The 13911-nt window shown below is 74.9% G+C and carries 13 protein-coding genes; 6 read left to right on the top strand and 7 right to left on the bottom strand.

Annotated features, from left to right (window positions below; all coding sequences use genetic code 11):
- Positions 1-94 precede the first annotated feature (94 nt).
- Positions 95-3757: a SpoIIE family protein phosphatase gene (locus GA0070560_RS13315; protein ID WP_091295692.1), complete on the top strand. Its 3663-nt coding sequence runs from the start codon at positions 95-97 to the stop codon at positions 3755-3757.
- A 60-nt stretch (positions 3758-3817) separates the two neighbouring features.
- Here GA0070560_RS13315 and GA0070560_RS13310 read toward each other — a convergent pair whose 3' ends face one another.
- A complete protein-coding gene (locus tag GA0070560_RS13310) occupies positions 3818-4066 on the bottom strand; it encodes an STAS domain-containing protein (RefSeq protein ID WP_425412641.1) in 249 nt (82 codons plus the stop codon).
- Positions 4067-4227: 161 nt separating this feature from the next.
- Here GA0070560_RS13310 and map point away from each other — a divergent pair, with 161 nt between their 5' ends.
- The gene (gene map, locus GA0070560_RS13305; protein ID WP_091295685.1) at positions 4228-5085 is read left to right on the top strand and encodes a type I methionyl aminopeptidase; all 858 of its coding nucleotides are present in this window, start codon (positions 4228-4230) and stop codon (positions 5083-5085) included.
- Entirely contained in the window at positions 5082-5798 is a 717-nt protein-coding gene (locus GA0070560_RS13300; RefSeq protein ID WP_091295681.1) for a VIT1/CCC1 transporter family protein, read from the top strand. The genes map and GA0070560_RS13300 overlap by 4 nt, the downstream gene beginning before the upstream one ends.
- 201 nt (positions 5799-5999) lie before the next feature.
- Here the strand turns inward: GA0070560_RS13300 and GA0070560_RS13295 are convergent, their stop codons facing one another.
- From GA0070560_RS13295 to GA0070560_RS13270, 6 genes are all read right to left on the bottom strand, one after another.
- Positions 6000-6485 carry a nitroreductase family deazaflavin-dependent oxidoreductase gene (locus tag GA0070560_RS13295; protein WP_091295678.1) on the bottom strand — a complete coding sequence of 162 codons (486 nt, stop codon included), beginning with the start codon at positions 6483-6485 and terminating at the stop codon, positions 6000-6002.
- Positions 6486-6547: 62 nt separating this feature from the next.
- Entirely contained in the window at positions 6548-8578 is a 2031-nt protein-coding gene (locus tag GA0070560_RS13290; protein ID WP_245675498.1) for an FtsX-like permease family protein, read from the bottom strand.
- 717 nt (positions 8579-9295) lie between these two features.
- Positions 9296-10030, bottom strand: coding sequence for an ABC transporter ATP-binding protein (locus tag GA0070560_RS13285; protein ID WP_091295674.1), 735 nt, complete (start codon positions 10028-10030; stop codon positions 9296-9298).
- Positions 10027-10611, bottom strand: a complete 585-nt coding sequence (locus GA0070560_RS13280) for a PadR family transcriptional regulator (protein ID WP_091295670.1) — start codon at positions 10609-10611, stop codon at positions 10027-10029. The genes GA0070560_RS13285 and GA0070560_RS13280 overlap by 4 nt, the downstream gene beginning before the upstream one ends.
- A gap of 58 nt (positions 10612-10669) precedes the next feature.
- Complete coding sequence (locus GA0070560_RS13275; protein ID WP_091295666.1) at positions 10670-11119, bottom strand: ferritin-like domain-containing protein; 450 nt, start codon at positions 11117-11119, stop codon at positions 10670-10672.
- A complete protein-coding gene (locus GA0070560_RS13270; RefSeq protein WP_170839388.1) occupies positions 11116-11556 on the bottom strand; it encodes a hypothetical protein in 441 nt (146 codons plus the stop codon). Before GA0070560_RS13270 ends, GA0070560_RS13275 begins: the two co-directional genes overlap by 4 nt.
- A gap of 230 nt (positions 11557-11786) precedes the next feature.
- Here GA0070560_RS13270 and rimP point away from each other — a divergent pair, with 230 nt between their 5' ends.
- From rimP to GA0070560_RS13255, 3 genes are read left to right on the top strand one after another with little or no spacing between them, the layout of a single operon-like run.
- Positions 11787-12500 (top strand): ribosome maturation factor RimP, encoded by a 714-nt coding sequence (gene rimP, locus GA0070560_RS13265; protein WP_091295795.1) that lies wholly within the window; start codon positions 11787-11789, stop codon positions 12498-12500.
- Positions 12497-13540 (top strand): transcription termination factor NusA, encoded by a 1044-nt coding sequence (gene nusA / locus GA0070560_RS13260; RefSeq protein WP_091295662.1) that lies wholly within the window; start codon positions 12497-12499, stop codon positions 13538-13540. Before rimP ends, nusA begins: the two co-directional genes overlap by 4 nt.
- A gap of 16 nt (positions 13541-13556) precedes the next feature.
- Complete coding sequence (locus tag GA0070560_RS13255) at positions 13557-13889, top strand: YlxR family protein (RefSeq protein ID WP_091295659.1); 333 nt, start codon at positions 13557-13559, stop codon at positions 13887-13889.
- Positions 13890-13911 lie beyond the last annotated feature (22 nt).

Genomic DNA, 13911 nt, shown 5'->3' with positions numbered 1-13911 from the left:
GCATGCGTTACGTTGCTGGTCCGTCTGGGTAGAAGGCGGGGCGCGGCCGGCGTGACGCCAGGCGTCACGGGGCACGGCCGGAGCGGGAGGGTGCATGAGCTCGGCCCAGATGGGCGAGGAGGGACGGTTCCACGCGCGTCCCGCCGACGGGACGCTCCCCGCGCAGCTCGCCGAGGCCTTCGCGGCCGGCGGCGAGATGGGGCGTCGGCTGCGCGGGTACGACTGGTCCCGCACTCCGCTCGGCACCCCCGACACCTGGCCGCCGGCGCTCTGCCACGCGGTCAGCATGATGCTCGGCTCCCGCGCCCAGATCGCCATGTTCTGGGGCCCGGACCACCGCGCCTTCTACAACGACGCCTACCTGCCCACCATCGGCACCAAGCACCCGGCCGTGATCGGCCAGCCGGCGCGCGAGCACTGGGTGGAGACCTGGGACGTGCTCGGACCGGTGCTCGACGGCGTGCTGCGCACCGGTGAGCCGTACCACGGCAGGGACCACCCGTTCCTCATCGACCGGCACGGCTTCGTCGAGCAGGTCTACTTCGACGTCTCCTACGACCCGATCCGGGGCGTGGACGGCAGCGTCGAGGGCATCTTCTGTTTCGTCAACGAGACCAGCGGCCGGGTGCTCGGCGAACGCCGGCTGCGGGCGCTGGCCGAGCTGGGCTCCCGCCTCGGCGAGGCGCGCAGCGTGGCGGAGGTCGCCCGCCTCGCCGCCGAGGTCCTCGACCGGTACCGCTCCGACGTCCCGATCGCCCGGGTCCGCCTCTACGACGACCAGGGCCGGCTCGCCCTCGCCGGGACCGGTGGGACCGCGCCGGGCAGCGTCCCCGCCGAGGCGCCGCCCGTGCTCGCCCGGGTCGCCGCCGGCGGCGCCACCGCCGAGGTCGACGTGGCCGAGCTGCCCGGTGTGGTGCCGCCGGAGGCCGCCGACCGGGCCTTGGTGCTGCCACTGACCGCCACCAACGAGCCGGCCGGGGTGCTCGTCGTCGGCGTGTCCCGCCGGCTGCACCTCAACGACGAGTACCGCACCTTCTTCGACCTGGTCACGGCCCAGATCTCCCGGGCCCTCGGCCAGCAGCGGGCGTACGAGCAGGAGCAGGCCCGCGCCGCCGAGCTGGCCGCCCTCGACCGGGCCAAGACCAACTTCTTCGCCAACGTCAGCCACGAGTTCCGTACCCCGCTGACGCTGGTCCTCGGGCCGCTGGAGGACCTGCTCGCCGACCCGGGGCTGCCACCGGCGTACACCGAGCGGCTGACCGTCATGCACCGCAACGCACTGCGCCTGCTCAAGCTGGTCAACACGGTGCTCGACTTCTCCCGCCTGGAGTCCGGCCGGCTGGCCGCCCACTACCAGCCCACCGATCTGGCCGACTACACGTCCCGGCTGAGCAGCACCTTCCGTTCCGCGACCGCCCGCGCCGGCCTGCGCCTGGTGGTCGACTGCCCGCCCCTGCCCGCGCCGGTCTTCGTCGACCGGGACATGTGGGAGAAGATCGTCCTCAACCTGGTCTCCAACGCGCTGAAGTTCACCTTCGACGGCGAGATCCGGGTCCGGGTGCGGGCCGTCGCCGGCTCGGCCCGGCTGGAGGTCAGTGACACCGGCGTCGGCATCGTCGCCGAGGAGCTGCCGCACGTCTTCGAGCGGTTCCACCGGGTGCCGGGGGTCCGTTCCCGCACCCACGAGGGCACCGGCATCGGTCTCGCGCTGGTCCGCGAGCTGGTCGAGATGCACGGCGGCAAGGTCGAGGTCAGCAGCCGGGTGGACGAGGGCAGCACCTTCGCGGTGACCCTGCCGTTCGGCTCGGCGCACCTGCCCGCCGACCGGGTGGCCAGCGGCGGCCCGACGCCGCTCGCCGAGCCCCAGCAGGCCGCGCTCTACGTCGCGGAGACCGCGATCTGGACCGACGACCGGGACGCCGCGGCCCCGCCGCCGGCGCCGGGCGAGCCGGCCGGCGCCGGCCGGATCCTGCTCGCCGACGACAACGCCGACCTGCGCGAGCACGTCACCCGGCTACTCGGCCCGTCGTACGAGGTGGTCGCGGTGCCCGACGGCGTGGCGGCCCTCGAACAGGCCGTCGACGGCACGTTCGACCTGGTGCTGACCGATGTGATGATGCCCCGGCTGGACGGCTTCGGGCTGGTCACCGCGCTGCGGGCGAACCCGCGCACCCGGCACGTGCCGATCGTGCTGCTCTCCGCCCGGGCCGGCTCCGCCGAGGCGGTCGCCGGGCTGTCGGTCGGCGCCGACGACTACCTCACCAAGCCCTTCTCCGGCCAGGAGCTGATCGCCCGGGTCCGGGCCAACGTCGAGCTGGGCCAGCTGCGCGGGCAGATCATCCGCCGGCTGCGGGCGCTGGCCGATGCCGCGGTGGCGGTCAACACCGCCCGCTCCACCGCCGACGTGGTCCAGGTCGCCGCCCGGCACGCGCTCAGCCTCGCCGAGGCGGCCCGGGTGCTGGTCACCACCAGCACCGGCGCGCGGTACGAGGCCGACGCCGGCGGGACGACACCGCAGGAGCCGTCGGACGTGCTGGCGCTGACCGGGACCGCCGGCACGCAGCTCGGCGAGCTGCGGGTGTGGCGCACCGACGGCGACGGACCCGAGCGGGCGGCGCTGACCCAACTGGCCCGCCTGGTCGGGGTGCGCCTGGAGAACGCCCAGCTCTACGAGGCCGAGCACCACATCGCCACCACCCTCCAGCACAGCCTGCTGCCGAGCACCCTGCCGCAGCTCCCCGGCGCGGTGGTGGCCAGCCGATACCTGCCCGGCAGCGCCGACGTGGAGGTCGGCGGCGACTGGTACGACGTGATCGGGGTCGGCGACGACGAGGTCGTGCTGGTCATCGGCGACGTGGTCGGCAAGGGCGTCCGCGCCGCCGCGGCGATGGGCCAGCTGCGCAACGGGCTGCGGGCGTACCTGCTGGAGGGCTTCGACCCGGGTCAGTCGCTGACCCGGCTCAACCGGCTGGTCGGCTCGACCGAGCGACAGTCGTTCGCCACGGTGGTCTGCCTCTCGTTCTGCCCCCGCACCGGCCTCCTGCGGTACGCCAGCGCCGGTCATCCGTCCCCCCTGTTGATCCGAGGAGACGACGTGGCGTTCCTGCACGAGCGGGCGCTCGGTCCACCCATCGGCGCGATCGCGGGCACCAGCTACCGGACCGTCGAGGGCGAACTCGCCCCCGGCGACCGGCTGCTGCTGTACACCGACGGGCTGATCGAGGACCGGCACGCGGGCATCGACGCCGCGCTGGTCCAGCTGCGGCAGGACGCCTCGGCGCCGGGCGAGCACGTCGCCGACCTGATCGACGCGGTGGTGGAGGGGGTCGCCGAGCGGAACCGGCACGACGACGTGGCGGTGCTGGCGTTGGAGGCGGCCGAACTCCACCGATTCGCGCTCCGGCTGCCGGCCGACCCGACCCGGCTCAGCGTCCTGCGCAAGCGGCTGGAGAACTTCCTCCTCGCCCACCGGGTCGGTGAGAACGACCTCTTCGACCTCACCGTGGCCGTCTCCGAGGCCGCCGCCAACGCCATCGAACACCCGGTGGCGCCGCGCGAGGAGACGATCAGCGTCGAGGTGGGCATCGACGACCGGACGGTGACGGCGACCGTGCGCGACAGCGGGCGGTGGCGGGAGTCGACCGGGTCGGGCTTCCGCGGCCGAGGGCTGTCCCTGATCCAGGCGTTGGGGGAGCTGTCGGTGAACCGTACCCCGGACGGGACGGAAGTGACGCTGCGCCGGCGGCTGCAGGACTGAGCCCGACCCGCGCGGGCCCGGCGGGCTCCGCCACGCCTGCCCACGGCCACGGGCAGCCGGTCAGTCCCGGTGCAGCCAGCCCTGCTCGCCCAGGCCGGAGATCTCCAGCACCCGGACGACCTGGCGGGAGGGGAGCACGGTGAGCCGGCCGGGGAGGCGGTCGGCGAGCCGGACCACCGCGTGGATGGCGGCCGAGTCGAAGAAGCCGACCCCGCGCAGGTCGAGGGTGACCCGCTCGGCGGGCTCGCGGAGGGCGGTCTGGAGCATCGTGCCGGCGGTGGCCATGTCGACCTCGCCGGTCACCACCACGCGGAGGTGGTCTCCGTCGAGCTCCGCGCTCGCGGAGAAGACGGGAGGTGCGCCCCCTTGATCCACGGAGCAACTTTGGCACAGCACGGTTGCCGCGGCAACAACCTCGGTGGGCGGGTGCGTGGCGGGGGTCACCGGAGGCGCGGCGATAGGCTGTCGTCATGAACGTCCGTGCGCCGCTGACCCCTGGCACGCTGTCCCCGTGGCGAGCGGTGCCCGCCCACATCGCCCGACCGGAGTACGTGGGCAAGAAGCGCCCCTCGGAGTGGCGCGGCTCGCACGTGCAGACCCCGGAGACCATCGAGAAGATGCGGCTCGCCGGCCGGCTCGCCGCCCAGGCGACCCGGCTCGCGGGCGAGCACTGCAAGCCGGGCGTGACCACCGACGAGATCGACCGGGTGGTGCACGAGTTCCTCTGCGACCACGACGCGTACCCGTCGACGCTGGGCTACAAGGGCTTCCCGAAGTCCTGCTGCACCAGCCTCAACGAGGTCATCTGCCACGGCATCCCGGACACCACGGTCCTGCAGGACGGCGACATCATCAACGTCGACGTCACCGCGTACATCGGTGGGGTGCACGGGGACACCGACGCCACCTTCTGCGTCGGCGAGGTGAGCGAGGAGGCCCGGCTGCTGGTCGAGCGGACCCACGAGGCGATGATGCGCGGCATCAAGGCCGTCGCCCCGGGCCGCCAGATCAACGTGGTCGGCCGGGTCATCGAGTCGTACGCCAAGCGGTTCGGCTACGGGGTGGTCCGCGACTTCACCGGCCACGGCATCGGCGAGGCGTTCCACAGCGGCCTCTACGTGCCGCACTACGACAGCCCGCGCCCCACCGACGTCATGGAGCCCGGGATGACCTTCACCATCGAGCCGATGATCACCCTCGGCACCCACCAGTACGACATGTGGGACGACGGCTGGACGGTGGTCACCAAGGACCGGAGGTGGACGGCGCAGTTCGAGCACACGATCGTCGTGACCGACGACGGCCACGAGATCCTGACCCTGCCATGACCGAGACTCCCGCCGCGCTGCGCGAGGCACACCACGCGGACGTGTCCGGCGGCTGGTTGCGGCCGGCCGTCTTCGGCGCGATGGACGGCCTGGTCACCAACATCGCCCTGATCGCGGGCGTCGGCGGTGGTGGCGTCTCGCCCCGCAGCATCGTCCTCACCGGCACCGCCGGCCTGGTCGCCGGGGCCATCTCGATGGGGCTGGGGGAGTACACCAGCGTCCGCTCCGCCAACGAGCAGATCGCCGCCGAGGTGGCCAAGGAGCGCCGCGAGCTGGAACGGCACCCCGAGGCGGAGGCCCGCGAGCTGGCCGATGCGTGGGTCGCCCGGGGCCTGCCCCGCGACCTGGCCGTGCAGGTGGCGAACGAGATCCGGCGCAACCCGGAAGAGGCGCTGCGGATGCACGTCCGGGAGGAGTTGGGCGTCGACCCCGACGAGCAGCCCAGCCCGTGGGCAGCGGCGATCTCGTCGTTCCTCTTCTTCTCGGTGGGCGCCCTGATCCCGCTGCTGACCTACCTGCTCGGCTTCACCAACCTCTGGCTGGCGCTCGGCGTCGGTGGGGTGGGGCTCTTCGCCGCCGGGGCGATCGTCGCCGGGTTCACCAGCCGCCCCTGGTGGTCCGGTGGCCTGCGCCAACTCCTGCTCGGCGGCCTCGCCGCCGTCGCCACGTACGGCATCGGCGCGCTGATCGGCGTCCAGGGCGGCCTGGGCTGACCCGCCCCGGGCGAGGCCGCTCAGCGGCGGTCGTCAGCGGGTGAGCAGCCCGATCACCGTGGCCACCGCCAGTCGGGCCTCACCGGGCATCAGCAGCGCCTGGCCGGGCCGCCGCCACCCGCCGGTACGCCGCGTCGGGTCGCCGCAGCCGGGCCGGCCGGGCCGTCGGCCGGTCGCCGGTGCGCGACCGGCGCACCGTGGTCAGGAAGTCGCGGCCGGCCGGTCGGTCGGGACCAGCCGGAAGATGCGGATCTGCCGGTCGCCGGCCCGCGCCACGTACGTCCGGTACGCCGGCCACTCGGTCACCAGCAGCTGCCAGAGCCGGTCGTGCTCCGCTCCGGTGGCGACCTCGGCGCGGACCGGGAGGCGGCGCCCCTTCACGTCCACCTCGGCGGTGGGCTCGGCCAGCAGGTTCATCGCCCAGCCCGGCTGGTGCCGTTGCCCCCAGTTCGACCCGATCACCACGTACGCGTCGCCGTCCGGCACGTACAGCAGCGGGTTGCTGCGGGGCAGGCCCGAGCGGCGACCGGTGGTGGTGACGACCAGGGACGGGACCAGCCCGAGCGCGACCACCCGGCCCCGGGTGAGCCGCCCGACCAGCCGGTCGGCGGGGACGAGCAGGCGCATGGTGGCACCGAACCAGCGGTGGTGACCGAGGCGGCGGGTGAGGGATCCCAGAACGGACACGTTGACAGTCTGCCAATTCGACGGCCCGGGCGGCACCCTCCGGACGGCCGTCGCCGGCACGGTCAGTCCAGCCGGCGTTCCACGGCCAGCCGGGACCGGGTGAACAGGCCCGCGCCGAGCATCGCCACCAGCGGCACGACCACCAGCACCCCCAGGGTCAGCCAGGGCACCACGATCGGATACGGCACCTGGACCGGCCAGGACTCGGCGTACTGCCGGTTGACCGAGGTCAGGATGACCACCGCCGAGCCGAGGCCGGCCACGATGCCCAGCACCGAGCCGAGCCCGGCGATCACCCCGGCCTGGCAGAGCGAGAGCACCCGACGTACCCGGGGGCTGGCCCCCACGGCGGCCAGGGTGGACAGGTCCCGGCGGCCCTCCGCTGCGGCGAGCCCGGTGGCCACCCCGGCGGCCCCCAGGGTGATCACCCCGGCGCCGGCCGCCAGCAGCAACAGCAGCGGTCGGCGGCCGGAATCGGGCGGGCCGGTGTCCACCTCGACCCAGAACGGAGCCAGCGGACGCAGCTCGGCGACGAGCCGCCGCTGCTGGGTCATCGTCGGCACGGCATGGGTCTCGACGGCGTACCCCAACGGCTCGACGGCCAGGCCGAGCCTGGCGGCGGCCGGGGTGGACAGCACCAGCCGGTCCACCGGCAGGCCGCCGCGCAGCACGTACCCGGGCAGCACGGCGGTGGTCGTCACCGGCGGCTCGGAGCCCTCGGCGAGCCGGCTCATCGCCACCGTCACCGTGCCGTCGCGGACGTGGCGCGGGTCGGTCACCACCGCGCCGCCGGCCCGCAGCACTTCTGCCGCCCGGGCCACCTCCTCCGTCGGCGCGTCGGTCAGTGCGGGCAGGGCGGACCCGTCGTCCACCACGACCGGCAGGTGGAACCCGCTCGGCGGTGGGGTGGGGCGGCGGCATCGCGGGTCGGCCTGCGCCCGCCGGCGGACCTCGGCCGACTGGAACGCCTCGACCTGGAACGGGCAGATCTGCTCGGGAGGCAGCACCGTGTCGACCGTGCAGTGCTCGTCGTCCCGACGCGGCCGGGCGCAGACCGGCACGTCGATCCGGGCGACCGAGTCGGCCGCCAGCACGCTGCGGACCCGGTCGGCGACCGGCGGCAGCGGCGGCAGCTCGTCGGCCTCGGCGGGGCCAGACCGGACCAGCATCACATGGCCGGGCGGCATGCTGGGTTGCCAGCCCGCCCGGGCCCGGGCGGCGTCGCTGGCCACCCAGACGCCGACGGCGACGCTGCCGGCGACCGCCGCCATCACCGCCGAGATCGCCGGGGCGGCGGAGGAGCGGTTACGGCTGGCGTCACGCAGCGCGATCCGGGGCGCCAGCGGCAACAACCGTCCCACCCGGGCCAGCAGACCGACCAGGGTGGGCGTGGCGAAGACCAGGCCCAGCTCGCCGAGGACCAGCCCGGTGAGGATCACGAACGGCGTGCCGCGCTGCGCGCCCAGGGCGGCGGTCGCGGTGCCCAGGACGGTCAGCGTCCCGCCGAGGACCAGCCAGCGCCGGCGGTGCGGCGGCACCGTCCGCCGCCCGGCCAGCCCGGCCACCACGTCCTGCCGGGCGGCCGTCCAGGCGGGGGCGAGCGCGGCCAGCACCCCGGCCAGCACCGCGACCGCCGCGATCGTCACCAGCGCCGCCGGGAAGACGCGGTACCCGCCGAACCGGGCCCCCATCATGTGCTCCTCGACCAGCGGCCGGCCGGCGAACGCCACGGCGACCCCGAGCAGCACGCCGAGGGCGGCCCCGACGCCACCCAGCACCACCCCGTCGGCGAGCACGATCCGGCGCAGGTGGACCGCGTCGCCGCCGGCGACCGCGACCAGCGCCAGGTCGCGACGTCGCCGCCGTACGCCGACCGCGAAGGCCGGTCCGACCAGGAGCACCACCTCCAGCAGGCCGAGCCCGCCGACCAGCACCGCGCTGCCCGTCCCCTCGGGGTCGGAGACCAGGGCGTTGGACGGATAGGCGTCCGGGACCGCCGCGGCGCCGGGCACCGGGGTACGTGCGGAGACGGAGATCCCGTGCGCGTTGAGCCGGGCCGTCAGCGCGGCGTCCACCGGGGCGGGCAGGTCCACCAGCCAGCTCTCGTCCGAGGTGCCGGGCGGCGGCGGAGGCGTCGCGCCGGGGGGGCAGCGCGGCGGTCGCGCCCAGGTCGTCCGGGAACTCCACCACCCCGACCACGGTGTACGCGCGCGACCCGTCGGCCAGGGTGACCGCCGTGCCCAGGTCGACGTCGAGGTCGCGCAGCGCCGCCGCGCTGACGGCGACCTCGTCCGGTCGGTGGGGCACCCGGCCCTCGTGCAGCCGGGCCACGGAGCCCGCGACGGGGTCGGTGAGGTCCAGTATCCGGCCGGTGAGCATCTCGAGCTCGTCGCCGACGCGCACCTCGAAGGGCGTCCACCAGCGCACCGGGGCGACGCGGCTGCCGGGCGGCAGCAGGGCGGTGAGTTCCGCGGCCGTCACCGGACGGGTCCGCAGCCGGTCCATGCCGCCGGGCGGGTACACGTTCTCGCCCCAGGCATCCTGGATGACCGGGAGTTCCGAGACCCAGCGCAGCTCGACGTCGGCGGCGCCGATCCGCTGGTCGAGCCGTTCGGCGCGGGTGAGGGTGGACATGTCGTAGCTGACCGCGACGAAGCTCAGCGCCAGCACCGGCAGGGTGATCATCGCCAGCACCAGCGCGGTACGCCCGCGTGCCCGGCGCGCCTCCCGTCGGGCGATGCGCAGCGCGGCCCGCCAGGAACCGACCGCCTCGGCGATCCGACCGGTGCGCCGGGTCACCGGGTGCGGTCTCACCTGCCGCTGCCGGAGAGCAACTGCTCGACGCCGGGCAGCGGCGCGGTCGAGTCGACCATGATCCCGTCGCGGAGGAAGACCACCCGGTCGGCCCAGCCGGCGTGCCGTGCCTCGTGGGTGACCAGCACCCCGGCCGCACCCGCGTCGACCCGGCGGCGCAGCAGGTGCAGCACCGCCTCGCCGGTCTGCGAGTCCAGCGCCCCGGTCGGCTCGTCGGCCAGCACCAGCCGCCGCTCGCCGACCAGCGCGCGGGCGATCGCCACCCGTTGCTGCTGACCGCCGGACATCTGGTCGGGGAAGCGCTCGCCCAGCCCGGTCAGCCCGACCTCCTCCAAGGCGGCGAGCGCCGCCCGCCGGGCCGGCCGTACGCCCGAACCGTCGAGTTCGAGGGGGAGGGCCACGTTCTCCGCGGCGGTGAGGCTGCCCAGCAGGTTGAGGTCCTGGAAGACGTAGCCGATGCGCCGGCGGCGCAGCCGGGCGAGTTCGCGGTGGTCGAGGGTGCCGAGCGGCTGCCCCTCGACCACGACCTCGCCGGCGGTGGGGCTGTCCAGCCCGCCGGCCAGGGTGAGCAGGGTGGACTTGCCGGAGCCCGAGGGACCCATCACGGCGACCAGTTCACCGGGCCGGACGGTGAGGCTGACCCCGCGCAGCGCGTGCACGGCGGCCGCGCCGCTGCCGTGGGTGCGGTGGACGTCCCGCAGGTCGAGCACCGGGGCGTCGGGCCCGCTCACCGGCGGGCCTCCTCGTCGGCCCGGTCCACCGCCCCCGGATGGGTGGTGCGGCCGGCGGGTGGGGCGGGGCGGTAACGGACGAGGCTCGTCTCGCAGTGGTCCAGCCAGCGGATCTCCGCCTCGGCCTGGAACACCATCGCGTCCAGCACCAGCCGCCAGGGCAGGTCCTCCGGCCTGTCGCTGGCGTACTTCAGCCGGGTCAGTTCCTGCAGGGTGCGCATGGTGGCGCTGCGCTGGGTCTGCACCACCGCCCGTACGTCGACGCCGGGCGTGGTCAGCGCGAGGGCCAACTTGATCGACAGCTCGTCGCGGGGGCGGTCGGCGCGGCTGATCGGGGTGGCGAACCACAGCGCCAGGTCCGCCCGGCCGGCGTCGGTGATCTCGTACGGCCGCTGCCCGCCCTCGTGCTCGGGCAGCGGGCGGACCAGCCCGTCGCGTTCGAGGCGGTTGAGGGTGGTGTAGACCTGCCCGATGTTCAGCGGCCAGGTCGAGCCGGTCGACTCCTCGAAGGCGGCGCGCAGCTGGTAGCCGTACATCTGACCACGCTCGAGCAGGGCGAGCAGGCCGTGGCGGATGGACATGGCAACGGAGTATGCATACCCCGTATGCGGAGCGCAACCGCAGCGGTGCCGGCCCCGCTCAGTCGGGCCGGCCGGGGAAGGCCACGGTGACCGGATCGACGCCCGCCGCCCGCCGCCACCGGGCGGCCCGGACCGCGCAGTCGGTCAACGCGTTCAACGCGCGGGTGCGGTCCGCGCCGGTGGTCACCGGCAGCGCTGCCCGCCAGTACGCGGCCGTCCGCTCCTCGACCTCGATCGCCAGCCGCAGCGCGGCGGCCCGGTCGGTGACCGGGTAGGGCAGGGCGTAGCCGGCCTTGTCCGCCGGGACCTGACCACCGCCGGTGGTGAGTTGGAGCACCAGCGCGTCACGGCGGGCGCGGTGGGCCGCCTCGGCCGAGCGGGCGTCCCGCCGGGCGGCGCCGGTCAGCCGTACCCCGATCGGGCCGTAGGCGAAGATCGCCGCGTACTCGGCGGCCAGCGCGTCGGCGAACGCCTGGCCGGCGTCGGTCGGTGCCTGCCGTCGGGTCACTTCAGCGCCTCCACGTGGGTGGCCCGGGCGGCGGTGACCGAGCCGAGCAGGGCGGCCCGCTCGCCCGGCGCCTCCGCGCACGCCTTCGCGGCGGCCTGCCGGCCCCGCTGCTCCGCCTCCCGGAGCCCGGCGAGCAGCCCGGCGCGGTCCCCGGCTGTCGGCTGCGGGCCGGGCGACCCGGACGGCGCCGGCCGGCCGATCAGCCGATGGATCTCGTCGGCGTGCGCCGCGTGCGCGTCGGCGATCGGGGTGAGCCGGTCGGCCAGCCCCGGGTCGGCGGCGATCGCGGCCCGGTGCCGGGCGGCCAGCTCCCGGGCCTCGGCGGCGAGCGGCTCCAGCGGGTCGGGCGGCGGGGGCTCGTCGCCGTCGAAAAGATCACAGCCGGTCAGCGGCGCGGCCGTGCCACCCACCGCCAGCAGCGCCCCGGTACGCAGCAGGGCGCGCCGGGTTCGTCCCGGTCCACCGTCGTTCGCGGTCCATCTGCCCGTCGCCACCGGACAAGTCAACACCATCGGCGCGGTCAGGTGGGTGACCGCCGTCGGTGCGCCGCTCGGTCCACCACCCCGGCGGCGCGTTACGCTCTGCGCAGCCACCGGCGCGACCGCCCCGGTGGCGTGCCGGCGTGGCGGCCGCCCGGACCGCCGCCGAACAGCAGAAGGGTGCGCAGATGACGCAGCGTGGCCGTGCCACCAGGCCGACGGGGCCGGCGGGGCGATCCCGTCGTACCGACGGCTCCCGGGGCGGGGACCGCGCGGGCGCACCCCGGACCGACCTCGCCGCGCGGCGTGCCCGGCTGCGCGAGGTCATCGAGCCCGTGGTCACCCGTGAGGGGTACGACCTGGAGGACCTGTCGGTCTCCCGGGCCGGCCGCCGGCACGTCGTCCGCGTGATCGTGGACGCCGACGGCGGGGTCAACCTGGACGCCGTCGCGGACGTCTCCCGCGCGGTGTCGGCGGCGCTGGACGCGGCCGAGGAGTCCGGCGGCGACATCGTGGCGGGGGAGTACCAGCTCGAGGTCAGCTCGCCGGGCGTGGACCGGCCGCTCACCCTGCCCCGGCACTGGCGACGCAACGTCGGCCGGCTGGTCAAGGTGACCGTGCGGGGCGCGGCGGCGCTGCCGGAGCAGCGCGACGGGCAGCCCGCCGGGGACCGTCAGGTCACCGGCCGGGTGGTGGCGGCCGACGACGAGCGGGTGGCGCTGGAGACCGGCTCCGGCCGCACCGAGCACATGTACGCCGAGCTGGGCCCCGGCCGGGTGCAGGTCGAGTTCAACCGCCTCGACGAGATCGACGAGGCGGACGAGTTCGACGGCGCCGGCGAGGACGGCGAGGACATCGACGACATCGACGACGAAGATGATGTGGAGGACGAGGAGAGGTGAACATCGACCTCGCGGCGCTGCGCGCACTCGAGCGCGAGCGGGAGATCCCGTTCGACACGATCCTCGCGGCGATCGAGACCGCGCTGCTGACCGCCTACCGGCACACCGACGGCGCCGAGCCGCACGCCCGGGTGGAGATCGACCGCAAGAACGGTGCCGCCCTGGTCTACGCCCAGGAGCTGGACGACGACGGCACCGTGGTGCGGGAGTGGGACGACACCCCGCACGACTTCGGCCGGATCGCCGCGATGACCGCCAAGCAGGTGATCCTCCAGCGGCTGCGGGAGGCCACCGACGAGGTGCACTTCGGCGAGTACGTCGGCCGCGACGGTGACCTGGTCACCGGCGTGGTGCAGGCGCACGAGGCCCGCAAGGAGAAGGGCATCGTCAGCGTCGACCTGGGCAAGCTGGAGGGCGTGCTGCCGCAGTCCGAGCAGGTGCCCGGCGAGCGGTACGAGCACGGTGAGCGGATCCGCTGCGTCGTGGTGCACGTGGCCAAGGGGATGCGTGGTCCGCAGATCACCCTCTCCCGCTCGCATCCGGCGCTGGTGAAGAAGCTCTTCGCGCTGGAGGTGCCGGAGATCGCCGACGGCACCGTCGAGATCGGCGCGATCGCCCGTGAGGCGGGTCACCGTACGAAGATCGCGGTCCGCTCCACCGCCCAGGGTGTGAACGCCAAGGGCGCCTGCATCGGCCCGATGGGCCAGCGGGTGCGCGCGGTGATGAGCGAGCTGCACGGTGAGAAGATCGACATCATCGACTGGTCGGACGACCCGGCGACCTTCGTCGGCAACGCGCTGTCGCCGGCCAAGGCGCTGCGGGTCGAGGTGGTCGACCTGGCCACCCGGACGGCCCGGGTGACCGTCCCGGACTTCCAGCTCTCCCTCGCCATCGGGCGGGAGGGGCAGAATGCCCGGCTTGCTGCCCGGTTGACCGGTTGGCGGATCGACATCCGGTCCGATGCGGAGCAGGCCGGGGCGGGCGGTCGGGGCGGGGCTGATCACGTCCCGGAGCCGGGCGGCGCGATCTCGGCGAGCTAGGGGTAGACTTCCTCCAGTGGTACGACGCGCGCAGCCGGAGCGCACCTGTGTGGGTTGCCGGCGACGTGCGCCGGCCAGCGAATTGCTGCGGATCGTCGCGGTCGGCGACGGGGCTGATCTCAGTCTCCGGCCCGATCCGACTCGCAGGCTGCCGGGTCGGGGAGCGAACATGCACCCGGATCCGGCCTGCTTCGCGCAGGCGGTGCGGCGTCGCGCCTTCGGGCGTGCGCTGCGCCTCACCGGGGTCCCTGACCACGGCGCCGTCGCGGAGTACATCGATGCGCCAACCACTACGTCCGGTCAACCCGACCGGGCGAGGGTCGCTAGCAGGGTAGGACGACCGACATGAGCACACGATGAAGTCCCTGAAA

Origin of the sequence: Micromonospora halophytica, from assembly GCF_900090245.1 — a bacterium.
Taxonomy (GTDB): domain Bacteria; phylum Actinomycetota; class Actinomycetes; order Mycobacteriales; family Micromonosporaceae; genus Micromonospora; species Micromonospora halophytica.
This window is presented reverse-complemented; position numbering and strand designations above follow the sequence as displayed.